The sequence below is a fragment of the Pseudomonas sp. genome (assembly GCF_002796985.1).
In the GTDB taxonomy this organism is placed as follows: Bacteria; Pseudomonadota; Gammaproteobacteria; order Pseudomonadales; family Pseudomonadaceae; genus Pseudomonas.
The window spans coordinates 815,521-839,908 of the sequence record NZ_PEKX01000007.1; the positions used below are offsets into that span (position 1 = coordinate 815,521).

24 protein-coding genes are annotated in these 24,388 nt (G+C 65.5%); 21 read left to right on the forward strand and 3 right to left on the reverse strand.

Translation table 11 applies throughout. The annotated features are described in order from the left end of the window. Positions 1-76: 76 nt before the first annotated feature. From CTR55_RS09415 to CTR55_RS09495, 17 genes are all read left to right on the forward strand, one after another. Positions 77-1,582 carry a flagellin gene (locus tag CTR55_RS09415; protein ID WP_296285661.1) on the forward strand — a complete coding sequence of 502 codons (1,506 nt, stop codon included), beginning with the start codon at positions 77-79 and terminating at the stop codon, positions 1,580-1,582. A 77-nt stretch (positions 1,583-1,659) separates the two neighbouring features. Further along, complete coding sequence (locus CTR55_RS09420) at positions 1,660-2,010, forward strand: flagellar protein FlaG (RefSeq protein WP_296285662.1); 351 nt, start codon at positions 1,660-1,662, stop codon at positions 2,008-2,010. An 82-nt stretch (positions 2,011-2,092) separates the two neighbouring features. Continuing rightward, a complete protein-coding gene (gene fliD / locus CTR55_RS09425) occupies positions 2,093-3,544 on the forward strand; it encodes a flagellar filament capping protein FliD (RefSeq protein WP_296285663.1) in 1,452 nt (483 codons plus the stop codon). A 123-nt stretch (positions 3,545-3,667) separates the two neighbouring features. Then, the gene (gene fliS / locus CTR55_RS09430) at positions 3,668-4,048 is read left to right on the forward strand and encodes a flagellar export chaperone FliS (RefSeq protein ID WP_296285664.1); all 381 of its coding nucleotides are present in this window, start codon (positions 3,668-3,670) and stop codon (positions 4,046-4,048) included. 14 nt (positions 4,049-4,062) lie between these two features. After that, the gene (locus CTR55_RS09435; protein WP_296285665.1) at positions 4,063-4,359 is read left to right on the forward strand and encodes a flagellar protein FliT; all 297 of its coding nucleotides are present in this window, start codon (positions 4,063-4,065) and stop codon (positions 4,357-4,359) included. A 269-nt stretch (positions 4,360-4,628) separates the two neighbouring features. Next, positions 4,629-6,104 carry a sigma-54 dependent transcriptional regulator gene (locus CTR55_RS09440; protein WP_296285667.1) on the forward strand — a complete coding sequence of 492 codons (1,476 nt, stop codon included), beginning with the start codon at positions 4,629-4,631 and terminating at the stop codon, positions 6,102-6,104. Between the two features lie 122 nt (positions 6,105-6,226). After that, a complete protein-coding gene (locus tag CTR55_RS09445) occupies positions 6,227-7,456 on the forward strand; it encodes an ATP-binding protein (RefSeq protein ID WP_296285668.1) in 1,230 nt (409 codons plus the stop codon). A 5-nt stretch (positions 7,457-7,461) separates the two neighbouring features. Next, positions 7,462-8,877: a sigma-54-dependent response regulator transcription factor FleR gene (gene fleR, locus CTR55_RS09450; RefSeq protein WP_296285670.1), complete on the forward strand. Its 1,416-nt coding sequence runs from the start codon at positions 7,462-7,464 to the stop codon at positions 8,875-8,877. Positions 8,878-9,030: 153 nt separating this feature from the next. Then, positions 9,031-9,369 carry an endonuclease domain-containing protein gene (locus CTR55_RS09455; protein ID WP_296285671.1) on the forward strand — a complete coding sequence of 113 codons (339 nt, stop codon included), beginning with the start codon at positions 9,031-9,033 and terminating at the stop codon, positions 9,367-9,369. Between the two features lie 670 nt (positions 9,370-10,039). After that, complete coding sequence (fliE, locus tag CTR55_RS09460; RefSeq protein WP_296285673.1) at positions 10,040-10,369, forward strand: flagellar hook-basal body complex protein FliE; 330 nt, start codon at positions 10,040-10,042, stop codon at positions 10,367-10,369. Between the two features lie 19 nt (positions 10,370-10,388). Continuing rightward, a complete protein-coding gene (gene fliF / locus CTR55_RS09465) occupies positions 10,389-12,182 on the forward strand; it encodes a flagellar basal-body MS-ring/collar protein FliF (protein ID WP_296285675.1) in 1,794 nt (597 codons plus the stop codon). Next, positions 12,175-13,191, forward strand: coding sequence for a flagellar motor switch protein FliG (gene fliG, locus CTR55_RS09470; RefSeq protein WP_296285676.1), 1,017 nt, complete (start codon positions 12,175-12,177; stop codon positions 13,189-13,191). Before fliF ends, fliG begins: the two co-directional genes overlap by 8 nt. Position 13,192: 1 nt before the next feature. Continuing rightward, positions 13,193-13,990, forward strand: coding sequence for a flagellar assembly protein FliH (gene fliH / locus CTR55_RS09475; protein ID WP_296285677.1), 798 nt, complete (start codon positions 13,193-13,195; stop codon positions 13,988-13,990). Continuing rightward, positions 13,980-15,335 (forward strand): flagellar protein export ATPase FliI, encoded by a 1,356-nt coding sequence (fliI, locus tag CTR55_RS09480; RefSeq protein WP_296285678.1) that lies wholly within the window; start codon positions 13,980-13,982, stop codon positions 15,333-15,335. The genes fliH and fliI overlap by 11 nt, the downstream gene beginning before the upstream one ends. Positions 15,336-15,456: 121 nt before the next feature. After that, the gene (gene fliJ, locus CTR55_RS09485; RefSeq protein WP_296285679.1) at positions 15,457-15,900 is read left to right on the forward strand and encodes a flagellar export protein FliJ; all 444 of its coding nucleotides are present in this window, start codon (positions 15,457-15,459) and stop codon (positions 15,898-15,900) included. Positions 15,901-15,952: 52 nt separating this feature from the next. Continuing rightward, complete coding sequence (locus tag CTR55_RS09490; RefSeq protein ID WP_296285680.1) at positions 15,953-16,789, forward strand: aminoglycoside phosphotransferase family protein; 837 nt, start codon at positions 15,953-15,955, stop codon at positions 16,787-16,789. Next, entirely contained in the window at positions 16,777-17,430 is a 654-nt protein-coding gene (locus CTR55_RS09495) for a DUF1345 domain-containing protein (RefSeq protein WP_296285681.1), read from the forward strand. Before CTR55_RS09490 ends, CTR55_RS09495 begins: the two co-directional genes overlap by 13 nt. A gap of 9 nt (positions 17,431-17,439) precedes the next feature. Here the strand turns inward: CTR55_RS09495 and CTR55_RS09500 are convergent, their stop codons facing one another. From CTR55_RS09500 to CTR55_RS09510, 3 genes are all read right to left on the reverse strand, one after another. After that, positions 17,440-18,057, reverse strand: a complete 618-nt coding sequence (locus CTR55_RS09500; protein ID WP_296285683.1) for a LysE family translocator — start codon at positions 18,055-18,057, stop codon at positions 17,440-17,442. Between the two features lie 49 nt (positions 18,058-18,106). Next, positions 18,107-18,910 carry an AraC family transcriptional regulator gene (locus CTR55_RS09505; RefSeq protein WP_296285685.1) on the reverse strand — a complete coding sequence of 268 codons (804 nt, stop codon included), beginning with the start codon at positions 18,908-18,910 and terminating at the stop codon, positions 18,107-18,109. Between the two features lie 294 nt (positions 18,911-19,204). Next, entirely contained in the window at positions 19,205-19,921 is a 717-nt protein-coding gene (locus CTR55_RS09510; RefSeq protein WP_296285687.1) for a TorF family putative porin, read from the reverse strand. A 255-nt stretch (positions 19,922-20,176) separates the two neighbouring features. Between CTR55_RS09510 and CTR55_RS09515 the strand changes: the two genes are divergently transcribed. The 4 genes from CTR55_RS09515 (at position 20,177) to CTR55_RS09530 (ending at position 24,029) form a co-directional block, all read left to right on the forward strand. Next, positions 20,177-20,482: an STAS domain-containing protein gene (locus CTR55_RS09515; RefSeq protein WP_296285688.1), complete on the forward strand. Its 306-nt coding sequence runs from the start codon at positions 20,177-20,179 to the stop codon at positions 20,480-20,482. 28 nt (positions 20,483-20,510) lie between these two features. After that, positions 20,511-22,208, forward strand: coding sequence for a SpoIIE family protein phosphatase (locus CTR55_RS09520; RefSeq protein WP_296285690.1), 1,698 nt, complete (start codon positions 20,511-20,513; stop codon positions 22,206-22,208). A 114-nt stretch (positions 22,209-22,322) separates the two neighbouring features. Then, on the forward strand, positions 22,323-22,664 hold the full coding sequence (locus CTR55_RS09525) for an Hpt domain-containing protein (RefSeq protein WP_296285692.1): 342 nt from the start codon (positions 22,323-22,325) through the stop codon (positions 22,662-22,664). A gap of 66 nt (positions 22,665-22,730) precedes the next feature. After that, positions 22,731-24,029 (forward strand): flagellar hook-length control protein FliK, encoded by a 1,299-nt coding sequence (locus CTR55_RS09530; RefSeq protein WP_296285694.1) that lies wholly within the window; start codon positions 22,731-22,733, stop codon positions 24,027-24,029. The last annotated feature ends 359 nt before the right edge of the window (positions 24,030-24,388 follow it).

Genomic DNA, 24,388 nt, shown 5'->3' on the forward strand with positions numbered 1-24,388 from the left:
ATTCTTGGTGTCCCTGAGCAAGCAGGCCGGGATATCGCAGGCTCAGGAACTAACAGGACCACTGAAGGAGACCACCATGGCCCTTACCGTCAATACCAACATTGCTTCCCTGAACACCCAGCGTAACCTCAGCGGTTCGTCGAACGCCCTGAATACCTCGCTGCAGCGTCTGTCCACCGGCAACCGCATCAACAGCGCCAAGGACGATGCCGCCGGCCTGCAGATCTCCAACCGCATGAGCAGCCAGATCAGCGGCCTGAACGTTGCCGTGCGCAACGCCAACGACGGCATCTCGCTTTCGCAGACCGCTGAAGGCGCCCTGCAGCAGTCCACCAACATCCTGCAGCGTATGCGTGACCTGTCCCTGCAGTCGGCCAACGGCACCAACGATGCCACCGACCGCAAGGCCCTGCAGAAAGAGGTCAGCGCCCTCCAGGACGAAATGACCCGTATCGCCGACACCACCACCTTCGGTGGCCGCAAGGTGCTGGACGGCTCCTTCACCAACGTCGACTTCCAGGTTGGCTCCAACGCCCGTGAGACCATCAGCGTTTCCGTCGGCGCTGCCAGCTCCACGGACCTGGGTACTCACTCGATCAAAGGTCGTGCTGCTGCCGGCACCATGTTCGGTACCGCAACCGCCGCCGCTGCCGCTATCCCCGCAGCCGGCAACGGCATGACTGCCAACACCCTGACCATCACCGGTCCGGACGGTCAGGCGACCACCGCCTCCGTGGGTGGTGCTGCTGGTAGCAGTGCTGCTGATGTGGCTGCCGCCATCAACGCTAAAGAGTCGGCTACCGGCGTGAAGGCCGAGGCTCGCACCAAGACTGTTCTGTCGAACCTGTCCGGCACCGGTAACGTCTCCTTCACTCTGAGCGGTAAGGGCGGTGCCAGCACTGCGATCTCCGCCAACGTCAGCGACGCTACCGACCTGTCCAGCGTTCGTGATGCGATCAACGCCAAGTCGTCCACTACCGGTGTTACTGCCAAGATCGACGACAAAGGCAGCCTGACCCTCGAAGCCAAAGACGGCAGCAACATCGGCATTTCGGACTTCGCCGTCGGCACCGCTGGTAACCAGAGCGTCGATCTCAAGTCCTACGACTACGATGACAATGCCGTTACCAGCGTGACTCTGACCGAAGGCGGCAACGACTCCACCCTGGTGAGCGGTGACATCCGCGTGACCTCGCTGAGCGGCTTCAGCATCCAGGCCAGCGCAGACTCGACCATCTTCGCCAACACTGCCGCCAACTCCACCATGGACACCGTGCAGTCGATCGACATCAGCGACGTGAACGGCGCCCAGAAGGCCATCGGCATCATCGACTCGGCCCTGGCCCAGATCGACAACACCCGTTCCAGCCTGGGTGCGGTGCAGAACCGTTTCGACAACACCATCGCCAACCTGCAGAGCATCTCCGAGAACGTCGATGCCGCCCGCAGCCGCATCAAGGACGCCGACTTCGCCGCGGAAACCGCGACCCTGTCGAAGAACCAGGTGCTGCAACAGGCCGGTACCGCGATCCTGGCCCAGGCCAACCAACTGCCGCAGTCGGTGCTCAGCCTGCTCCGCTAAGGTTGAGGGATAGTCGATCCGACTACGGGAGGAAGGGGCAACCCTTCCTCCCTTTTGGCTTTGCGAAGGAGTGAACCATGGACGTTGGCAACGTAGCCGGAGCATCGGCGTTCCAGGGCGCCTCGCGCAGCGAGCCCGCGCCTCCCTCCGCCACTGCCGCCGCGAAGCCGGATGCGCAGGCTGGTGCAGAGGATGCGCGTGACGTACGTGCCCGTCTGGATGCCGCCGTGTCGGATATCCAGAAACATGTACAAGGCGTGCGCCGCAATCTGAACTTCAGCATCGACGATGCGACCGGCGATGTCGTGGTCAAGGTCATCGATGGTGATTCCGGCAAAGTGGTGCGGCAAATTCCTTCCGAGGAAGTGCTCAAACTTGCCGCCCGGTTGGAAGATATGCGCAGCCTGATGTTCGAAACGCGTGCCTGACTGGGGTATGAGTACCTGGCGCAGTTCTTGCTCGCGTTTCTGTTCAGCGGAGATTTGCGCGGTTTCTTGACGGAGAAGGAAAATGGCTACCACCATCACTGGGCTTGGCTCGGGCCTCGATATCAACAATATCGTCAGTACGCTTGTGGCGGCGGAAAAGGCCCCCAAGCAGAACCAGATCGATAAGCTGAGCAAGGACACCACCGCCAAGATCACCGCGCTGGGGAGCCTGAAGAGCGCCATCAGCGATTTCCAGACCGCACTGGCCGACCTGAACAAGGTCGACAAATTCCAGGGGCGATCCGTCAGCTCTTCCAAGGCCGACATCCTCTCTGCGACCGGTACCGCCAAGGCAGGTGTGGGTAGCTACCAGGTCGAGGTCCAGCAACTGGCTCAGGGCAGCAAGGTTGCCCTGGGGGCTGTGCCATCCAACGGCGATCAGGCCGCGACCTTCGGCAAGGGCAGCCTGACCATCAAGCTGGGCGATACCGCGCTGCCGGCCATTGATGTCAACGACAGCAACAACACCCTGGCGGGCCTGCGGGATGCCATCAACAAGACCGGCAAGGATGAGGGGATCAGCGCCACCATCGTGACCGATGCCCATGGCTCGCGCCTGGTTCTCAGCAGCAGCAAGATGGGGGATGGCAAGGACATCTCCGTCGACGTCAGCGGTGACGATGGTAGTGGCAGTGCCAGCCTGAACAGCCTGGCCTTCACCCCCAGTGCCGCCCCGACCGACCCGGATGCCGTCGATCCGCCGGTACCGAGTGACCCGGCCGCTGCGCGCATGCTGAGCCGTGCCAAGAGCGCCGAGCTGACCATCGACGGGCTCAAGGTCACGAGCAACTCCAATACCGTGGAGAACGCTCTGGAAGGTGTGACCCTCAACCTCAAGAGTGTGACCGAGACCGGCAAGCCGCTGACCGTCGGCGTCAGCCTGGACACCGATGGGGTCAAGTCGAACATCAAGAAGTTCGTCGATGCCTACAACAAGCTGATGGGCACGATCAAGGAGCAGACCGTCGTCACCAAGGTGGGTGAGGACAAGGCTCCGGTGACCGGCGCACTGGTGGGCGATGCTACGGTGCGCAGCCTGCTGAGCAGCGTGCGCAACGAGTTGGTCGCCACCCAGGGGGACGGTGGTGTGCGTGTACTGGCCGACCTGGGGATCACCACCAAGCAGGACGGCACGCTGGAGCTGGATTCCACCAAGCTGGACAAGATGGTCAGCGCCAACTTCGAGGATGTCGCCAACCTCTTCGTCGGTGACAAGGGGCTGGCCACTCGACTGACCAACACCCTCAAACCCTATACCGATACTGGCGGTGTTCTGGAGTTGCGCAACAAGGCACTGCAGACCACGCTGCAAAGCGTCGATAAACAGCAGGTCGATCTGAACCGGCGGATCACCTCGCTGCAGGAACGCTTGCTCAAGCAGTTCAACGCGATGGATTCGCTGGTGGGCAGTTTGCAATCCACGGCCAACAGCCTCACCAGCCAGCTCGCCAGCCTGCCGTTCGCCAAGAACTGATCCTGAATCCGCCGTGGCCCGCTGAAGCGTGGCCACGGTGAAAAAATCGCAAACTAGTCTTCAAGCTCCCGCTTCACTGGCCGATACCTTGGTCAGTAAGAGAATTCGCAGCAGGAGCCTGCCATGTACGCCATGAAAGCCATGAAGCAATACCAGCAAGTCAGCCTGGAAGCGCGCGTCGCCGAGAGCTCGCCGCACGGCCTGATCCAGTTGCTCATGCAGGGTGGTCTGGAGCGTCTGGCCCAGGCCCGTGGCGCCGTCGAGCGCGGCCAGCTGGCCGAGCGCGGCGAGCTGATCAGCAAGGCCATCGGCATCGTCGGCGGCCTGCGCGAAGCGCTGAACCCGGAAGCGGGCGGCGAGTTGGCGCTGAACCTTGACCGCCTCTACGCGTACATGACCGAGCGTCTGCTGGAGGCCAACCGCAATGGTGACGCTGCGATCCTCGATGAAGTCTCGGGGCTGCTGCGTGAAGTAAAATCGGGCTGGGACGCGATCGCCGCCTGAAGGAAGGAACAGTCATGAGCCAGGCCATGCTTCAACTCAACGAAACCCGCGCTGCCCTGAGCACCGCCCTGCACAACCAGGACTGGGAAGCCATCGGCGACCTCGACCAGAAGTGCCGTGAGCAGGTCGATGTGGCCATGCAGGATGCCACGCGCGACGAGCAGGCCCTGCGCGAAACCATGGAGCAGTTGCTGGCGCTGTACGCCGACCTGGTCCAGGTCTGCACTGCCCAGCGCACCGCCATCGGCGAAGAGCTGACCGCTGTGCGCCGCTCCAGCCAGGGCGCCAAGGTTTACCAGATGTTCGGCTGATCCGTCCGGATCGGCTTTCTTTCGGCGGTGAGCGGCCAGGTGCCGGTGGCCGCCGCCTACACTTCGAACTACCCTCCAGTTCGATTGCCATGACGGGGATCAACACCCTTCGTCGGGCTACATCAAAAAAAACACGCCATAAATTTGACTCGAGCCACATTTTTGACTTAACTAGTGGCCAAATGCTGGCTAGCACGAGGAATTTGTGCTGTGGCCAGATCGTGTCAGCCGCCGTACGACGGCCTTCAAGCCCGGGATGACAAGCTAAGATGTGGCGCGAAACGAAAATCCTCGTGATCGACGACAACCAGGACCGCTGCCGAGACCTCTCGGTGATCATCAGTTTCCTGGGTGAAGACCAGTTGTCCTGTGGCAGTCGTGACTGGCGCCAGGTCGTCGATCCGCTGCCCAACGGCAGTCGCGACGTACTCTGCGTACTGGTCGGCGCCGTGGAGAGCAAGGGCGGGGCGCTGGAGTTGCTCAAGCAGCTCGCGGCCTGGGATGAATACCTGCCCGTCCTGCTGATGGGCGAGCCGGTGCCCAACGAGTGGCCCGAAGAGCTGCGCCGCCGCGTGCTGGCCAGCCTCGAGATGCCGCCCAGCTACAACAAGCTGCTCGACTCCCTGCACCGCGCCCAGGTCTACCGCGAGATGTACGACCAGGCCCGCGAGCGCGGCCGTCAGCGCGAACCCAACCTGTTCCGCAGCCTGGTGGGCACCAGTCGTGCCATCCAGCAGGTGCGGCAGATGATGCAGCAGGTCGCCGATACCGACGCCAGCGTGCTGATCCTCGGCGAGTCCGGCACCGGCAAGGAAGTGGTCGCGCGCAACCTGCACTATCACTCCAAGCGCCGCGATGCGCCCTTCGTGCCGGTGAACTGCGGCGCGATCCCGGCGGAGCTGCTGGAAAGCGAACTGTTCGGCCACGAGAAGGGCGCCTTCACCGGCGCCATCACCACCCGTGCCGGTCGCTTCGAGCTGGCCAACGGCGGCACCCTGTTCCTCGACGAAATCGGCGACATGCCGCTGCCGATGCAGGTCAAGCTGCTGCGCGTGTTGCAGGAGCGCACCTTCGAGCGCGTGGGCAGCAACAAGACGCAGAACGTGGACGTGCGCATCATCGCCGCGACCCACAAGAACCTCGAGAAGATGATCGAGGACGGCAGCTTCCGCGAAGACCTGTACTACCGCCTCAACGTCTTCCCCATCGAGATGGCCCCGCTGCGTGAGCGCGTGGAGGACATCCCGCTGCTGATGAACGAACTTATCTCGCGCATGGAGCACGAGAAGCGCGGTTCGATCCGCTTCAACTCCGCCGCCATCATGTCGCTCTGCCGTCACGACTGGCCGGGCAACGTGCGCGAGCTGGCCAACCTGGTCGAGCGCCTGGCGATCATGCATCCCTACGGCGTAATCGGCGTGGGCGAGTTGCCGAAGAAGTTCCGCCACGTCGACGACGAGGACGAGCAGCTGGCGACCAGCCTGCGCGAGGAACTGGAAGAACGCGCGGCGATCACTGCCGGCCTGCCGGGCCTCGACTCGCCGGCGATGCTGCCGGCCGAGGGCATCGACCTGAAGGATTACCTGGCCAACCTGGAACAGGGCCTGATCCAGCAGGCGCTGGACGACGCCAGTGGCGTGGTCGCCCGTGCCGCCGAACGCCTGCGTATCCGCCGCACCACCCTGGTGGAGAAAATGCGCAAGTACGGCATGAGCCGCCGCGAAGAGGAAATGGCGGAGGATTGACGCCTCCGTCACACTCGTTTTTCTAAGTCATTGAAATATAACGAGTAAATTTTAGGCACGGGGTTTGCTAAGACTCATCCGACCGACAGATTCACGCCGTCGGACGGATGAGGAAAAACCGCATGATGCCCGTCACCCACCGCCAGACTGAACTCGCTTCCCAGTTGCCTGCAGACCCACTGCAGGTGCCGGTGGAGCAGCAGAGCCGCGCCCATCTGGAGCAGACCTTCGCGCTGTTCAACCAGATGTCCAGCCAGCTCAACCAGTCCTACAGCCTGCTGGAAGCGCGCGTTACCGAGCTGAAGGGCGAGCTGGCCCTGGTCAGCGCGCAGCGCATGCAGGAGCTGGCCGAGAAGGAGCGCCTGGCCAACCGCCTGCAGAGCCTGCTCGATGTGCTGCCTGGCGGCGTCATCGTGATCGATGGCCAGGGTGTCGTGCGCGACGCCAATCCAGTGGCGGTGGCGCTGCTTGGCAAGCCGCTGGTGGGCATGCTCTGGCGCGAGGTGATCTCCCGCAGCTTCGCCCCGCGCGCCGATGACGGCCACGAAGTGTCCCTGCGCGATGGCCGCCGCGTGTCCATCGCCATCCGCCCGCTGAACGGCGAGCCCGGCCAACTGGTGCTGCTCAACGACCTGACGGAAACCCGTCGCCTGCAGGACCAACTGGCCCGCCACGAACGCCTGTCCGCCCTGGGGCGCATGGTCGCTTCCCTGGCCCACCAGATCCGTACCCCGCTGTCCGCCGCCATGCTCTACGCCGGCCACCTGAGTGAAGGCGAGCTGCCGGTCGAACAGCAGCAGCGTTTCGCCGGCCGCATCAAGGAGCGCCTGCACGAGCTGGAAAGCCAGGTGCGCGACATGCTGGTGTTCGCCCGTGGCGAACTGCCGCTGCCGGATCGGCTGGTCCCCAAGCAACTCTTCGCCAGCCTGCGCGCCGCCGCCGAATCCCATGTCGCCGGCCTGAACGTGCGCTGGCAGTGCGACGCTCGCGTGGGCGAACTGCTGTGCAACCGCGACACCCTGGTCGGCACGGTGCTCAACCTGGTGGAAAACGCCATCCAGGCCGCCGGCCGTGACGTACGCCTGAAGGTGCACCTCTACCAGCGCGACAACAGCCTGCGCCTGGCCATCAGCGACAACGGGCCGGGCATGAGCGGCGAAACCCTGGCGCGCCTGGGGGAGCCGTTCTTCACCACCAAGACCACCGGCACCGGCCTCGGCCTGGCCGTGGTGAAAGCCGTCGCCAAGGCCCACCAGGGTGAGCTGCGCCTGCGTTCGCGCCCAGGTTTCGGCACCAGCGCCACCCTGATCCTGCCGCTGATCGTGGCTCAACCCGTCGTCCACGAGGAGTGATTTCCATGGCCGCCAAAGTCCTGCTGGTCGAAGACGACCGCGCCCTTCGTGAAGCCCTCGCCGACACCCTGTCGCTCGGCGGGCATGACTTCGTTGCCGTCGATTGCGCCGAGGCCGCGCTGCCGGCGCTGGAGAAGGACGCCTTCAGCCTGGTGATCAGCGATGTGAACATGCCTGGCATGGACGGGCACCAGTTGCTCGGCCTGATCCGCAAGCGCTACCCGCAACTGCCGGTATTGCTGATGACCGCCTACGGTGCGGTCGACCGCGCCGTGGATGCCATGCGCCAGGGCGCGGCCGATTACCTGGTCAAACCTTTCGAGCCGCGTGCCTTGCTGGAGCTGGTCGCCCGCCATGCATTGGGCGCCGTCCCTGCCAGTGGCGGCGAGGGCCCGGTGGCCCTGGAGCCGGCCAGCCAGCAACTGCTGGAGCTGGCCGCCCGCGTCGCCCGCAGCGATTCCACCGTGCTGATTTCCGGCGAGTCCGGCACTGGCAAGGAAGTCCTGGCGCAGTACATCCACCAGCAGTCACCTCGCGTCGGCAAACCCTTCGTCGCCATCAACTGTGCGGCGATCCCGGACAACATGCTCGAGGCCACCCTGTTCGGCCACGAGAAGGGCGCCTTCACCGGTGCCATCGCCGCCCAGCCAGGCAAGTTCGAACTGGCCGACGGCGGCACCCTCCTGCTCGACGAAATCTCCGAGATGCCGCTGGCCTTGCAGGCCAAGTTGCTGCGGGTGCTGCAGGAGCGGGAGGTGGAGCGCGTCGGAGCGCGCAAACCGATCAGCCTGGATATTCGCGTGCTCGCCACCACCAACCGCGACCTGCTCGGCGAAGTCGCCGCCGGCCGTTTCCGCGAAGACCTCTACTATCGCCTGTCGGTTTTCCCGCTGGCCTGGCGGCCGCTGCGCGAGCGTCCCGCCGACATCCTGCCGCTGGCCGAACGCCTGCTGGCCAAGTACGCGCGCAAGATGAATCATGCGCCGGTGAGCCTGGCCGACGACGCCCGCGCCGCTTTGCTGACGCACCCCTGGCCGGGCAACGTGCGTGAGCTGGACAACGCCATCCAGCGTTCGCTGATCCTGCAGCAGGGCGGCCAGATCCAGGCCGCCGACCTGTGCCTGAGCGCGCCTATCGGCCTGGCCCCGCGCCCGCTGCTGGCGGCGGTGCCGACTTCGTTGGCGGCGCAGCCTCCGGCCAGCGTCGACATTCCGTCACCGGTCTCCGCTGAGGCCGGGCAACTGGGCGAAGACCTCAAGCGCCGCGAGTTCCAGATGATCATCGACACCTTGCGCAGCGAGCGCGGCCGCCGCAAGGAAGCCGCCGAACGCCTGGGCATCAGCCCGCGCACCCTGCGCTACAAGCTCGCGCAGATGCGCGATGCGGGGATGGATGTGGAGGCGTATCTGTACGCCAGTTGATGGTTTGACGGGTTCCCCTCTTGGCCCGCCGTTGTGCGGGCTTTTTCTTGGTGGGGACTCGGTGGTTTCTGCGGCTGAAAAAAGTCCTCGTCCGGCAGATGCCGATGGCGGGATGCAGGACTGTTTCCCTGGTGATCGATCAGGGAGTGAGTCATGGACGAGGTGGAGTTCGCGCGACAGTTGCGGCGACGGCAAACCGACGCTGAGCGCAGGATTTGGGGGTATCTGCGGGACCGGAGGTTTCTCGGATTGAAGTTTCGGCGGCAGGTGCCCTGTGGTGTCTACGTGCTGGATTTCTACTGTCATGAGCTGCGGTTGGCCGTCGAGCTCGATGGCGGGCAGCATCTGGAGTCCGCCCACGACGCTGAGCGGGATGCTTGGCTAGTGAGACAGGGGATTCGGGTGGTCCGATTCTGGAATCACGATGTTCTCTTCAGAATTGATGTTGTGCTCGAAGCGCTCCGCTTGGAGGTCGAGCCCGGAGTGAGGTAATTGCCCTCACCCCAACCCTCTCCCGGAGGGAGAGGGGGCTGTCCTCTGCCAGTTGTATATCTGGCGCTTTTCCTGATGCTGCGAGGCGTCCGGTTGAATGCCGCTATTACCACTCGCGCCGATCTGCCCCCTCTCCCCCTGGGAGAGGGTTGGGGTGAGGGAGGGCGGCTTGCGCCGATGTCCCAAGCCTCTTACTGCGGAGTATCCGGCGGGTTGCCGTTCTCATCCGCTGTGCCGATCTGCCCCCTCTCCCCCTGGGAGAGGGTTGGGGTGAGGGAGGGCGGCTTGCGCCGATATCCCAAGCCTCTTACTGCGAAGTCTCCGGCGGGTTGCCGTTCTCATCTGCCGCGTCGATCTGCCCCCTCTCCCCCTGGGAGAGGGTTGGGGTGAGGGGGGGCGGCTTGCGCCGATATCCCAAGCCTCTTACTGCGAAGTCTCCGGCGGGGTGCCGTTCTCATCCGTCGCGCCGATCTGCCCCCTCTCCCCCTGGGAGAGGGTTGGGGTGAGGGCGGGCGGCTTGCTCCGATATTCCAAGTTGCCTACTGCTGTTCCGCTCCAGAATCATCCTGCGCATTTTCCCACTCTCCGAAAACCTGGCACCCAAGTTGCAATCACCTTTGCAAAGCGCCGCGCAGTGTCAAAAAACCGCGGCCAGTCGGAGGGGTAAGTGATGAGTCAGGGTGTCGAGTTCAATCGTCTGTTGTTGGAAATGCGCTCCATGCAAATGGAGGCCATGGCCAAGGCGAAGACCCAGGCCGCGCCGGTTGAGCCGGGTGCGCCGAGCTTCTCGCAGTTGCTCGGGCAGGCGGTGGACAAGGTGAACGGTACCCAACAGGTCGCCTCCGACATGGCGTCCGCTTTCGAGATGGGGCAGGGCGGTGTCGATCTCACCGAGGTGATGATCGCCTCGCAGAAGGCCAGTGTTTCTTTCCAGGCGATGACCCAGGTACGCAACAAGCTCGTGCAGGCGTACCAGGACATCATGCAGATGCCGGTTTGAGCGGCGAGGATCGTAGGTAATGTCCCAATCCTCCGTTGTTGACAGCCAGGTGCCGGCCAAGGTCGGTGCCGACGCGCCGAAAAAGCCGCTGCTGGGCCTGACGTTTCTCGAGAACCTCGCGGACATGCCGGTGCTGCGCCAGGTCGGCCTGCTGGTCGGCCTCGCCGCGAGCATCGCCATCGGTTTCGGCATGGTCCTGTGGTCGCAGCAGCCGGACTACAAGCCGCTGTACGGCAGCCTCAATGGCGTCGATGCGAACAAGGTGGTCGAGGCGCTGTCCGCTGCCGACATCGGCTACAAGATCGAACCCAACTCCGGCGCGCTGCTGGTGAAGGCCGACGACCTCGGCCGTGCGCGCATGAAGGTCGCTGGCGCCGGCCTGGCGCCGACCGACAGCAACGTCGGCTTCGAGATCCTCGACAAGGAGCAGGCGCTGGGCACCAGCCAGTTCATGGAAGCGACCAATTACCGTCGCGGCCTGGAAGGCGAGCTGGCGCGCACCGTCTCCAGCCTGAACAACGTCAAGGGCGCCCGTGTGCACCTGGCGATCCCCAAGAGCTCGGTGTTCGTCCGTGACGACCGTAAGCCCAGCGCCTCGGTGCTGGTCGAGCTGTACCCGGGCCGCAGCCTGGAGCCGAGCCAGGTACTGGCCATCGTCAACCTGGTCGCTACCAGTGTGCCGGAGCTGGACAAATCCCAGGTCACCGTGGTCGACCAGAAGGGCAATCTGCTCTCCGATCAGCAGGAGCTCTCCGAGCTGACCATGGCCGGCAAGCAGTTTGACTTCACCCGCCGCATGGAAACCAACTTCACCCAGCGCGTGCACAGCATCCTCGCGCCGGTGCTGGGTAACGGCCGCTACAAGGCCGAGGTGTCCGCCGACGTCGATTTCAGCGCGGTGGAATCGACGTCCGAATCGTTCAACCCGGACCAGCCGGCCCTGCGCAGTGAGCAGAGCAACAACGAGGAACGGCAGAACAGCAACGGCCCGCAGGGCGTGCCGGGAGCGCTGTCGAACCAGCCGCCCGCGCCGGCCAGCGCGCCGCAGAGCGCCACTGGCAGCGCCCCGTCCGACTACGTCGCGCCGGGCCAGCCGCTGAAGGACGCCAACGGCCAGCCGATCATCGACCCGAAGACCGGCAAGCCCGAACTGGCGCCGTACCCGACCGACAAGCGCGCGCAGAACACCCGCAACTACGAGCTGGATCGCTCGGTGAGCTACACCAAGCAGCAACAGGGTCGCCTGCGCCGGCTTTCCGTCGCGGTGGTGCTGGATGACCGCATGATCGCCGACCCGAAGACGGGCGAGGTCAGCCACCAGCCGTGGACCGCCGACGAGCTGGGCCGCTTCACTCGCCTGGTGCAGGACGCGGTAGGCTATGACGCCAGCCGTGGCGACAGCGTCAGTGTGATCAACGCGCCGTTCGCCCCGGAGCTGGGTGAGGAAATCGCTGCGCCACCGTTCTACTCGCAGCCCTGGTTCTGGGACGTGATCAAGCAGGTGCTGGGCATCGTCTTCATCCTGGTGCTGGTGCTGGGCGTGCTGCGCCCCGTGTTGAACAACCTGTCGGGCAACAAGAGCAAGGCCCTGGTGGCCGGTGGCGCGGCAGGCGAGGGCGGCCTGGGCGAGTTGGGCGGCCTGGATGGCGAGCTGTCGGAAGACCGCGTGAGCCTCGGCGGCCCGGCCAGTATCCTGCTGCCCAGCCCCACCGAGGGGTACGATGCACAATTGAATGCGATCAAGACACTGGTCGCCCAGGACCCGGGGCGCGTTGCCCAGGTAGTGAAGGACTGGATCAATTCCGATGAGTGAAGCCCGCATGAGCGCCAAACTGAACAAGGTCGACAAGGCCGCCATCCTCCTGCTCTCCCTGGGTGAGACCGATGCCGCGCAGGTGCTGCGCCACATGGGCCCTAAGGAAGTGCAGAAGGTCGGCGTGGCCATGGCGCAGATGCGCAACGTGCACCGCGAGCAGGTCGAACAGGTGATGGGCGAGTTCGTCGAGATCGTCGGCGACCAGACCAGCCTGGGCGTGGGCGCCGACAGTTACATCCGCAAGATGCTCACCCAGGCCCTGGGCGAGGACAAGGCGAACAACCTCATCGACCGCATTCTGCTGGGCGGCAACACCAGCGGCCTGGACAGCCTGAAGTGGATGGAGCCGCGCGCCGTAGCCGACGTGATCCGTTACGAGCACCCGCAGATCCAGGCCATCGTGGTCGCCTACCTCGACCCGGACCAGGCCGGTGAAGTGCTCAGTCACTTCGACCACAAGGTGCGCCTGGACATCATCCTGCGCGTGTCCTCGCTGAACACCGTGCAGCCCTCCGCGCTCAAGGAACTGAACCTGATCCTGGAGAAGCAGTTCGCCGGCAACGCCAACTCCACCCGCACCACCATGGGCGGCGTGAAGCGCGCGGCGGACATCATGAACTACCTCGACAGCTCGGTCGAAGGCGCGCTGATGGACGCCATCCGCGACGTCGATGAAGACCTGTCGGGCCAGATCGAAGACCTGATGTTCGTCTTCGACAACCTCGCCGACGTCGATGACCGTGGCATCCAGGCGCTGCTGCGCGAGATCTCCTCGGACGTGCTGGTGCTGGCGCTCAAGGGCTCGGACGAGGCGATCCGCGAGAAGATCTTCCGCAACATGTCCAAGCGTGCCGCCGAGTTGCTGCGCGACGACCTGGAGGCCAAGGGCCCGGTACGGGTCAGCGAAGTGGAAGGTGCGCAGAAGGAAATCCTCACCATTGCCCGTCGTATGGCGGACTCCGGCGAAATCGTGCTGGGTGGCAAGGGCGGCGAGGAGATGATCTGACGTGGTACCGCCGGCCAGAGATGAAGACAAGCTCAGCGAACTGATCCGCGCACGCGACGTGGCGGGCTTCGACCGTTGGTCGCTGCCCAGCTTCGACCCCGTGCGACCAGTCCCGGAGCCCGAGCCTGAACCCGAGCCGGTGGCCGAGGAGCCGCCGCAGATCGAGGAGGTGCCGGAGGAAGAGGTCAAGCCGCTGACGCTGGACGAACTCGAGGCCATCCGCCAGGAGGCTTACAACGAGGGCTTTTCCACCGGCGAGAAGGACGGCTTCCACGCAGGCCAGTTGAAGGCGCGACAGGAAGCTGACGCGGCGCTGCAACCGCGCCTGCAGAATCTCGAAACCCTGATGTCGCACCTGCTCGAGCCCATCGCCGAGCAGGACCAGATGCTCGAGCAGGGCATGCTCAACCTGGTGACCCACGTGGTGCGCCAGGTGGTGCAGCGTGAGCTGGCCACCGATTCCAGCCAGATCCGCCTGGTGCTGCGCGAGGCGCTCAAGCTGCTGCCCATGGGCGCCAGCAACATCCGCATCCAGGTCAACCCGCAGGACTTCGAGTTGGTGAAGGCCCTGCGCGACCGGCACGAGGAAAGCTGGAAAATCATCGAGGACGACGGTCTGCTGCCCGGCGGCTGCCGTATCGAAACCGAACACTCGCGCATCGACGCCACTGTCGAGACGCGTCTGGCCCAGGCGGTGAAGCAACTCTTCGAGCAGCAGCGCGACCAGGCGACCCACGCGCTGGAGCCGGACATGCAAGTGGACTTCGACAGCGGCGAGAGCGCTCCCGATGCGCCTTGACCGCGTCAGCTTCGCCCGCCGCCTGCAAGGTTACAGCGACGCGGTGAGCCTGCCGGCGCAGCCGGTGGTGGAGGGCCGCCTGCTGCGCATGGTCGGCCTGACGCTGGAAGCCGAAGGCCTGCAGGCCGCCGTCGGCAGCCGCTGCCAGGTGATCAACGACGGCGGCTATCACCCGGTGCAGGTGGAAGCCGAGGTCATGGGGTTCTCCGGCAGCAAGATCTACCTGATGCCGGTGGGCAGCCTGGTCGGCATCGCCCCCGGCGCCCGCGTGGTGCCGCTGCCGGATTCCGGCCGCCTGCCCATGGGCATGTCCATGCTCGGTCGCGTGCTCGACGGCGTCGGCCGCGCGCTGGATGGCAAGGGCGGCATGCGCGCCGAGGACTGGGTGCCGATGGACGGCCCGATCATCAACCCGCTGGCGCGCGACCCGATCCATGAGCCGATGGACGTCGGCATCCGCTCGATCAACTCCCTGCTCACTGTCGGCCGTGGCCAGCGTCTGGGCCTGTTCGCCGGTACCGGCGTCGGTAAATCGGTGCTGCTGGGCATGATGACCCGCTTCACCAAGGCCGACATCATCGTGGTCGGGCTGATCGGCGAACGGGGCCGCGAGGTGAAGGAATTCATCGAGCACATCCTCGGCGAGGAAGGCCTCAAGCGTTCCGTGGTCGTCGCCTCGCCAGCGGACGACGCGCCGCTGATGCGCCTGCGCGCCGCGCAGTACTGCACGCGCATCGCCGAGTACTTCCGCGACAAGGGCAAGAACGTCCTGCTGCTGATGGACTCGCTGACCCGCTACGCCCAGGCCCAGCGTGAAATCGCCCTGGCCATCGGCGAGCCGCCGGCGACCAAGGGCTATCCGCCGTCGGTGTTCGCCAAGCTGCCGCGTCTGGTCGAGCGTGCCGGCAACGGCGAGAAGGGCGGCGGTTCGATCACCGCTTTCTACACCGTGCTCAGCGAAGGCGACGACCAGCAGGACCCGATCGCCGACGCCGCGCGGGGTGTGCTCGACGGCCACTTCGTGCTGTCGCGCCGGCTGGCCGAGGAAGGTCATTACCCGGCCATCGACATCGAAGCTTCCATCAGCCGGGTGATGCCCCAGGTCACTACGCCCGAACACCTGCGCGACGCCCAGCGCTTCAAGCAACTGTGGTCGCGCTACCAGCAGAGCCGCGACCTGATCAGCGTCGGCGCTTACGTGGCCGGCGGTGATCCGGAAACCGACCTGGCCATCCAGCGCTTCCCGATCATGCGCCAGTTCCTCCGCCAGGCCCTGGACGAAAGCCAGAACCTCGACGACAGCCGCCTGCTGCTGGATGCCGTCGTCAGCGGCAAGGCCGGCTGATGACAGATGCACGCTCTCGTAGGATGGGTGGAGCTTGCGATACCCATCGTCTTTCAGCTCGTGGCGAGTTGCAGCATGGGTATCGCTCCGCTCCACCCATCCTACGGTTTGCAGTGAGCCTATGAACCGCCGCGCCGAACGCCTCGCCCCGGTGGTGGAGATGGCGCTCAAGGCCGAGCGCGAAACCGCGCGCCAGCTCGGCCAGGTGCAGGGCCAGTTGCAGCAGGCGCAGCGCAAGCTCGCCGAGCTGGAACGCTACCGCTTCGACTACCAGCAGCAGTGGATCCGCAACGGCCAGCAGGGCGTCAGCGGCCAGTGGCTGATCAACTACCAGCGCTTCCTGTCGCAGCTCGAAGGCGCGGTGGAGCAGCAGAACCGCGCGGTGGACTGGCACCAGGGCATTGTCGACAAGGCGCGTGCCGCCTGGCAGGAGAAGTACACCCGCCTGGAAGGACTGCGCAAACTGGTGGAGCGTTACCGCGAGGAAGCACGACTGGCCGCCGACAAGTACGAGCAGAAGCAGCTCGACGAGTTCGCCCAGCGCCTGAGGCCTTCGGCGGATTGACCGGCGGATGGCCGTGCTAGGCTCCAGTCTGAGCTCTGACCGGACCCCCTCCATGCCGCTTCCACCCCCGCGCCCCGCCGATTTCCAGCACCTGCTACGCCTGTGGGAACTGATCCCCGAGGGCGAGCCCATCATTACCCATTCCAGCCATCTGCTGCCTGTCCGCTGGCAGGGCCGCGCGGCGATGATCAAGGTCGCGCTCGACGTGGACGAGCAGGGTGGTGCGCAGGTGATGCGCTGGTGGGGTGGCGAGGGCGCCGCGCAGGTGTTCGCCCACGAGCGCGATGCGATCCTGATGGAGCGCGCCGAGGGCAAGCGCTCGCTGATGCACATGGCGCTGCACGGCGAGGACGACCAGGCCAGCCGCATTGTCTGCGACGTGGTACAGCGCCTGCACCGGCCGCGGGATGCGCCGCCGCCGGAGCTGCTCGGCCTGCGTCCGTGGTTTCGTGACCTTGCTCCCGCCGCCACGCGCTACGGTGGCCTGTTCCCGCGTTGCCTGGAAACCGCCGAGGCGCTGCTGGCCAGCGAGCATGATCACGCCGTGCTGCACGGCGACGTGCACCACGACAACATCCTCGATTTCGGCCCGCGCGGCTGGTTGGCGATCGACCCCAAGCGCCTCCATGGCGAGCGGCTGTTCGACTACGCCAACCTGCTGTGCAACCCGGATCTGCCGACCTCCCGCGAGCGGGCGCGTTTCCTCCGCCAACTGGATGTGATCGTCGAGCACGCCAGCGTTGACCGGCGCCGCCTGCTGGAGTGGGTGCTGGCTTTTGCCGGCCTCTCCGCCGCGTGGTTCCTCGACGACGGCATGGTTGCCGACAGCGACCTGAGCGTGGCGCACCTGGCCGCGGCCGAGCTGGACCGCAGCGCATGCTGCGCCTGAACCGCGCCCTGCTGCAGGCACATCCGCGCCTGATCAGCGCTTGTGTGGTCGGTGTGGTGGTGGCGCTGGCCTGCTACAAACTCACGCCCATGACCCGCGTCCTGCTGGGCTGGAACTGCATGGCCTGGCTCTATGTATTGCTGATCGGTTGGCTGGCCTTGCGCGCGGCACCGTCGGAAGTGCGCCGTCTGGCCGAGATCGAGGACGAGAATGCCGAGGCGGTGCTGGTGCTGGTTACCGTCGCCGCAGTGGCCAGCCTGGTCGCCATCGTCTTCGAGCTGGCCACCGCCGGGCAGGCCAACGGTAGCGAGAAGCTCGCCCGCTATGCCTTCACCGCCAGCACCGTGCTCGGCTCCTGGTTCCTCATCGGCATCACCTTCACCATGCACTACGCCCGCCAGTTCTACTCGGCCGACGCGGCGCAGCCGGTGCTGCGTTTTCCCGAGGGTGAGCAGAACCCGGACTACTGGGACTTCCTCTACTTCTCCTTCACCCTCAGCGTGGCGGTGCAGACCTCCGACGTGGTGGTTGCCTCGCGTGCCATGCGCAAAGTGGTGCTGGCGCATTCGGTGATCGGCTTCCTGTTCAACACCGCGATCCTCGGGCTGGCGATCAACATGGGCGCGGGGTTGATCGGCTAGCCGGACTGATCAGGGCTGGAGCGTCTCGACCGCCAGACGCAGCGCCAGCACAACAAACGCGAGGGTGAAGCTCCAGCGGATCAGCCTCATCACCGCCGGGCGCCCAATCACGTAGTCGCGCACCCAGGACGCCAGCAGCCCATAGCCGATGAACACGACGAAGGTCATCAGCGCGAACACCAGGCCCAGCATCAGGAACAGCGCCTTGGCGTCCTCGTTGCCGGGCGGCACGAACTGCGGCAGGAAAGCCAGGAAGAACAGCCCCAGCTTGGGGTTGAGCAGGTTCAGCCAGAGTCCGTTGCCCACCAGTTGCGCCGTGCTGCGCGGGTGGCTGGCTGAATCCAGCGCTAGCGCGCCGCTGCCGCGAAACACCTGCCAGGCGATGAACAGCAGGTAGGCGGTGCCCAGCAGTTTGATGGCCTGGAAGCTGGTCGCGCTGGCCTGCAGGATCAGCGACAGGCCGAAGGTGGCGAGCAGCAGTTGCGGCAGCATGCCCAGCGTGCAGCCCAGCGCCGCGAGGGTCGCCGAGCGGGCGCCAAGGCCGAGGCCGACAGCCAGGGTGTAGAGCACGCCGGTGCCGGGCAGTAAAACGACGACGAACGCCGTCAGCAGGAATTCTGCGTTCATTCCCGTGGGTTTCCTCTGTTGGCGGGGAAAGGCCGTGTGGCCTGTGGGCTCAGGGGGCGTGTGGTGGATGCTTGAGCGAAGTGCGCCATTGCCCCGGTGTCAGCCCTAGCTGGCGGGCGAACGCGCGGGTCATGTGGGGCTGATCGGCGAAGCCGGCGAGCAGAGCGGCTTCGGCCAGCGTGTGGCCAGCGCCGATGGCCTTGTGGGCCTGCCGCACGCGGTGCTGCAGGAGGTAGGCATGGGGCGTGGTGCCTAGCTCGCGGCGGAAGCGGCGCAAGGCCGCGTAGGTTGTCAGTCCGGCGATATCGGCCAGCTCCGCCAGCGTGGGGGCGTTGCGCGGGTCGTCGTGAATCCGTTCGAGCATGCGCACCACGCTGCGGGAGGGCAGGGTCGCCACGCTCGTGTCGAAGCGCGGGTCAAGCAGTTCGCCGAACAGGTCGAGCAGGCCTTCAGTGGCTTCATCTGCGGAGGCTTCCGGCAGGTGCTGCAACACGCTGGCGATGCGCCGGGCAAGTCGCGGGTCAGCGAGGGAAGGCAGGGAGAACTCCCGGCCAGCCATTTCGTCGCCGGCCAGTCGAGCGATCACCGTCGGCTCGACGTACAGCATCCACCAGCGACGCGGAGCGCCGCGCAGGGGAATGCCGTCGTGCAGTTCGTTGGGGCTGACGGTGATGATGTCGCACGGCCCGGCCTCGACCTGGCCGCGGCCGCTCCACGAGCGGTGGCCGCCTTCGAGCATCAAGCCGATGCCGTATTCGTCGTGGGCGTGTCGCGGGAAGCTGCGCTGCGTGAGGATCTCGACGGTACGCAGGCCGGGCAGGGCGGCGGTAGTGCAGTTCACTCGGTGCAGCATCGGGGCGGGCCTGCGAGGGCGGGAAGGTGATTGGCAGAGTAGTCCTTCGCGCGCTGACGATCTTGAATGAAATTGACTTCTTGGCGCCGGGAGCTTTCGGCGCGCGGTCTCGCCCTCACCCCAGCCCTCTCCCAGGGGGAGAGGGGGCCGTTCGGAGTGTGCGGGGAAGTCGACGTCAGTCGGAAATGCTGACGCAGGGAGAGCGGCGAACTTACCCCAGGCAGCGGTCTGCCCCCTCTCCCTCCGGGAGATGGCTGGGGTGAGGGGATTCGGGAGTCCGCAGCATACGTAGCCTCAGAAAAACGGCCGCGACGCCTTGAGCATGAACGCCGAGTCGCAATAGGCGTTGTGCCCGGAGTAGGCGCTGCAATCGCCACCCGTGAGGCTGCTGCCGCTGTAGGAGAAGTTCAGGTCGATACCGTTCCACGGCCGACTGAAGTTCAGCGACCAGTCGCCGAAGCCGTTGACGCTGCCGCCACTGTTCAGGCTCACGGGGGAAGCGAGACTGTAGGTGGAATACTTGAAGGTCACGTCGAAGCCGAGGTCCTGCTGCACGCCCAGGTCGGTGAACAGCGTGGTGGTGCTGCGCCCGGCCTGGGCGCTGTAGGCTGCGCCGAGGCGGCTGCCGAACACCGAGAGGCCGCCGTACAGGGCCTGGCTGTCGTAGTCGGGCTGTTCCGGGCGGCTGTAGCGCAGGGTGCCCACTTCGTAGCCCAGCTTGCCGTCGCCCAGTGGCTGCTTGAAACCGGCGTAGCTGTCGATCTCCAGTGGTTTTTCCTGTTCCAGGTTCGACGTCCAACTGCCGACATACCACCCGCTGTCGTGGGTGATGTCGAGGCCGCCCTGGGCGCTGTTGGCCTGCCCCGGCTGGACCAGCCCCTGGGCCATGCTGCGGGTTGGCGAGTTGGCGAACCTGAGTTCGAAATCGCCCAGCTCGCGCTGCATCACCTGGGCAGCCGCGTACGGCGCCGCGCAAAACACGCAGGCCGCGATGAGAATGGACTTGTACATGCTCCTCCCTTCTTGCCTGGCGCGACCCGCTGCGGGTGTCCAACGAACCCCGAGCCCCGAATCGCGTGGATCAAGGTTACGGCATTTGCCTGGCCTGTGCGGTCCGGTAGTCCATTTCAGGTCATTCGTACGTTGTCGGATAATTCCCTCGCCTTTTGCGGGTGAATTTCCTTCAGATGTCGAGGTTGCCGCTGTCATCGCTAACTGCTACATCTTCAAGTTCGTGCGCGACCATCGATCGATAAGGAGAATCCCATGGCCATCACTTCCGTTCCTTCTGCTGACGGGCAGGAGCTCACCATCGTGGTCCAGGGACGTTTCGACTTCGGCGCACACCAGGAATTCCGCGACGCCTACGAGCGCGTCGAGACCACGCCCAAGCGCTACGTGGTGGACCTCAAGGGCGCCACCTACCTCGACAGCTCGGCGCTGGGCATGCTCCTGCTGCTGCGCGACCATGCCGGCGGCGAGAGCGCGCAGATCAGCCTGGCGCACTGCAACCCGGACGTGCGCAAGGTGCTGGCGATCTCCAACTTCGAGCAGTTGTTCAAGATCAACTGACGCGCTACGCCCCGCAATGGCAACGGCCATGTCCGAACTTCTCACCGTCCTGATCGCCGACGACAACGCCGCCGATCGCCTGCTGTTGTCGACCATCGTCAGCCGCCAGGGGCACCGCGTGCTGACCGCCGCCAACGGCCTGGAAGCGCTGGCATTGTTCGCCCAGGAACGCCCGCAGCTGGTGCTGATGGATGCGTTGATGCCGGTGATGGACGGCTTCGAGGCGGCCCGGCGGATTCGCCGGCAGGCCGGCGAGGAGCTGGTGCCGATCATCTTCCTCACCTCGCTGAGCGAGCCCGAGGCGCTGGTGCAGAGCCTGGAGGCGGGCGGCGACGACTTCCTGTCCAAACCCTACAACCGCGTCATCCTCGAAGCCAAGATCCGCGCCATGGGTCGCCTGCATCATCTGCAGCGGATGGTGCTGGAGCAGCGCGACCTGATCGCCCGGCACAACGAACACCTGCTCAACGAGCAGCGGGTGGCCAAGGCGGTGTTCGACAAGGTGGCGCACTCGGGTTGCCTGAGCGCGGCGAATATTCGCTACCTGCAATCGCCCTTCGCATTGTTCAACGGCGACCTGCTGCTGGCGGCGTTCAAGCCCTCGGGGGGCATGCATGTGCTGCTCGGCGACTTCACCGGCCACGGCTTGCCGGCGGCCATTGGCGCCATGCCGCTGGCCGAGGTGTTCTATGGCATGACCGCCAAGGGCTACCCAATGGCGGACATCCTTCGCGAGATGAACGCCAAGCTCAAACGCATTCTCCCGGTGGGGGTGTTCTGCTGCGCCGCGGTGCTCAACCTGAGCTTCCAGCGCGGCCTGGTGGAGGTATGGAACGGCGGCCTGCCCAATGGCTATCTGCACCGCCAGGGCAGCAGCGAATTGCAGCCGCTGGTGTCGCGCCACCTGCCGCTGGGGATTCTCGACCCCACGGCCTTCAGCGACCACTTCGAGATCTACGCGATGGAGGAGGGCGACCGTGTGTTCCTCTTCTCCGACGGCGTGCTGGAAGCGCGCAATGCCACAGGCGAGGCTTTCGGCGAGGAGCGCCTGCGCCAGGTGTACGCCGAGGGCCTCGCACCGTCACGCCTGTTCGACGGCATCCAGGCGGCGGTGTCGCGCTTTCGCGGTGAGGCCCAGGACGATGTCAGCATGCTGGAGATCGCACTGGTCCCCGAGGACTCGCTGCAGCGTCCGCCGCTGGCGTTCTCCGACAATGGTCTGAGCAGCCCGCTGGACTGGTCCGCCAGTTTCGAATTCCGTGCGCCGACGCTGCGCCACTTCAATCCGCTGCCCTTCCTGCTGCAACTGCTGATGGAAGTGCAGGACCTGCGCCCGCGCGGCGGTGCGCTCTACAGCGTGCTCGCCGAGCTGTACTCCAACGCCCTGGAGCACGGTGTGATGGGCCTGGACTCCACGCTCAAGTGCGACTCCGCCGGTTTCGCCCGTTACTACCATGAGCGCACCAAGCGCCTTGCCACGCTGCGCGACGGCTTCGTGCGCTTCCATCTCGACCTCGCGCCCCACGGCGATGGCGGGAGGCTGCTGGTGCGGGTGGAGGACAGCGGCGACGGCTTCGACGTGGGCGCGGTGCTGGCTTCGCAGAAGGCCGCTGGCAGCCTCTGTGGGCGCGGGCTGACGCTGGTTCGGCAACTGGCTGACCGCTGTCAATGGTCGGGCGATGGCAAGGCGGTCTCCGTGGAGTTCTTCTGGTCGGCTCAGGCATAATCGGGGCCTTCTTGTCCCCCTGAACTTGTTCAGAGTCTCGCCGAGCCCGGGCCAGCGCAGGCAGATTATGAATAGGTTCTGAAGGGTGGCGAGCCATCCTTCAGGGAGTGCCCCATGTCCGAGCCGCATCTCGATGGCGTCGTGCTGAGCAATTTGCTGTCGATCATGGAAGACGAGTACCCGCTCCTGGTAGAGACCTTCCTCGGTGACTCCGAGGAGCGCCTGCGCAGCATCCGCGAGGCTTTCGCCGCCAGCGATGCACCGACCCTGCGCCACGCTGCGCACAGCTTCAAGGGCAGTTGCGGCAACATGGGCGCGGCGGTGCTGAGCAGCCTGTGCAAGCGCCTGGAGGAAGCCGCGCGACACAACGACCTGGCCACTGCCGAGGGCCTGATCGCCAAGGTCGAGCACGAGTTCGGCATCGTTCGCACCCTGCTGCTGCCGGGTCGCCCCTGACCTATTTCGAGTTGGCCCGCCCCTTGCTATCTCCGTGTTGGATATTCACCTCAACGGAGCACTCCGATGGCTGTCGCCCCGGATATTTTATTGACGCCCACGCCTGACTCCAGGCCCAAGGCGGCGGTGCCGCAAAAGTCGGCTAACGCCAGCAACGACAGGGGCTCCAGCTTCGCCGACGTCTATGCCCAGGAGCAGCGTCCGGCCGCCAGCGAGCGCCCGGACAAGGCGGCCAAGCCCAAGACCGAGAAGCCCAGGGACAACCCCGACAAGAGCGCCAAGGCCAGCGATTCCAAGGACGCCACTGCCGCCGACAAACCAGCGGTTGCCGAAGACGGCAAGGCCTTGCCGGCCGACGCTGCCAACAACGGTGACGAAGGCAAGGTGGCCGAAGGTGACGAGAAACCCGAGGCGACTCTCGATCCGCTGCTGATGCTCGGCATGACCGGCCAACTGCCGGCCACCGAAGCGCCGCCGCTGGTGATCAGCAGTGGTATCGGCCAGCAGACCGCAGCCAGCACCGATGGTGACCTGGAGAAGCTCAATGGTTTGCCCGGCGTGAGCATGGCCCTCGGCCAGGGCGCCCAGGACCAGGCGCAACAGGCTCAGCAGACTCAGGTCTCTGGTGAGCTGGCGACCAAGGCGGCAGACACGCCGGCGGATGGCAAGGCCAAGCTGGACCTCTCCGCCGCCCTGGCCGCGCTGAACCCGGATGCCACGGCCAAGAGCGCCGAAGGCAAGTTGGCGGAAGGGGCGCTGCAGGCCGCTGGCGACCTGAGCCAGCAGTTGCCGGAACTGCAAATGGAGACAAAGCCTGAAGCGCCGCGCAATGATTCCTTTACCGCGCGCCTGGACTCCCTGACCCAGGCGCTGAACACGCCGCAGGCGATGACCAACCGCCCGGTGAACCCGCTGGTGCCTGGGCAGCCGGTGTCGGTGCAACAGAATGGCTGGACCGACCAGGTGGTGGATCGGGTGATGTGGATGTCGTCGCAGAACCTCAAGTCCGCCGAGATCCAGATGGACCCGGCGGACCTCGGCCGTCTGGAAGTACGCATCCACATGAGCGCCGACCAGACCCAGGTGAACTTCGTCAGCGCCAACGCCAATGTCCGCGAAGCGCTGGACAGCCAGCAGCACCGCCTGCGCGAGATGTTCAACCAGCAGGGCATGGGGCAACTGGACGTCAACGTCTCCGATCAGTCGGGTCGTGGCTGGCAGCAGCAACAGAGCGGCGACGAGCGTGGCGGTTCGCGGCGCGTGGCCGGCTCTGACGGCGATGACGAGCCGATGATCAGCGGCGTGTCCGAGATCCGCGCGCAATCGGCAGCGCAGGGCAGGGGATTGGTGGATTACTACGCGTGATTCACCGGTACTTCTGTGGGTGTCCTGGAGCACCCACTCCCTAACCCTGGCTGCGCGCCCGCTCCGAGGGGAGAGGGCTGGGGAGAAGGTGTAAGCCCGAGCGCCAGGTTCACCCCGTTCGCGAGCAAGCTCGCTCCTACGAAGAGCGGTCACGTCGGCCTGGCTGTAGGAGCGAGCTAGCTCGCGAACCGCCTCAACAGCGGTTCTATCCGGCGCTAGAGGGGCCTGTTCAGTGTCAAGCGAAACGCCGTGCCAGCCGGCAGCGCCGGTCTGCTCCCTCTCCCTTCAGGGAGAGGGCTGGGGAGAGGGTGTAAACCCGAGCGCCAGGTTCAACTCGTTCGCGAGCGAGCTCGCTCCTA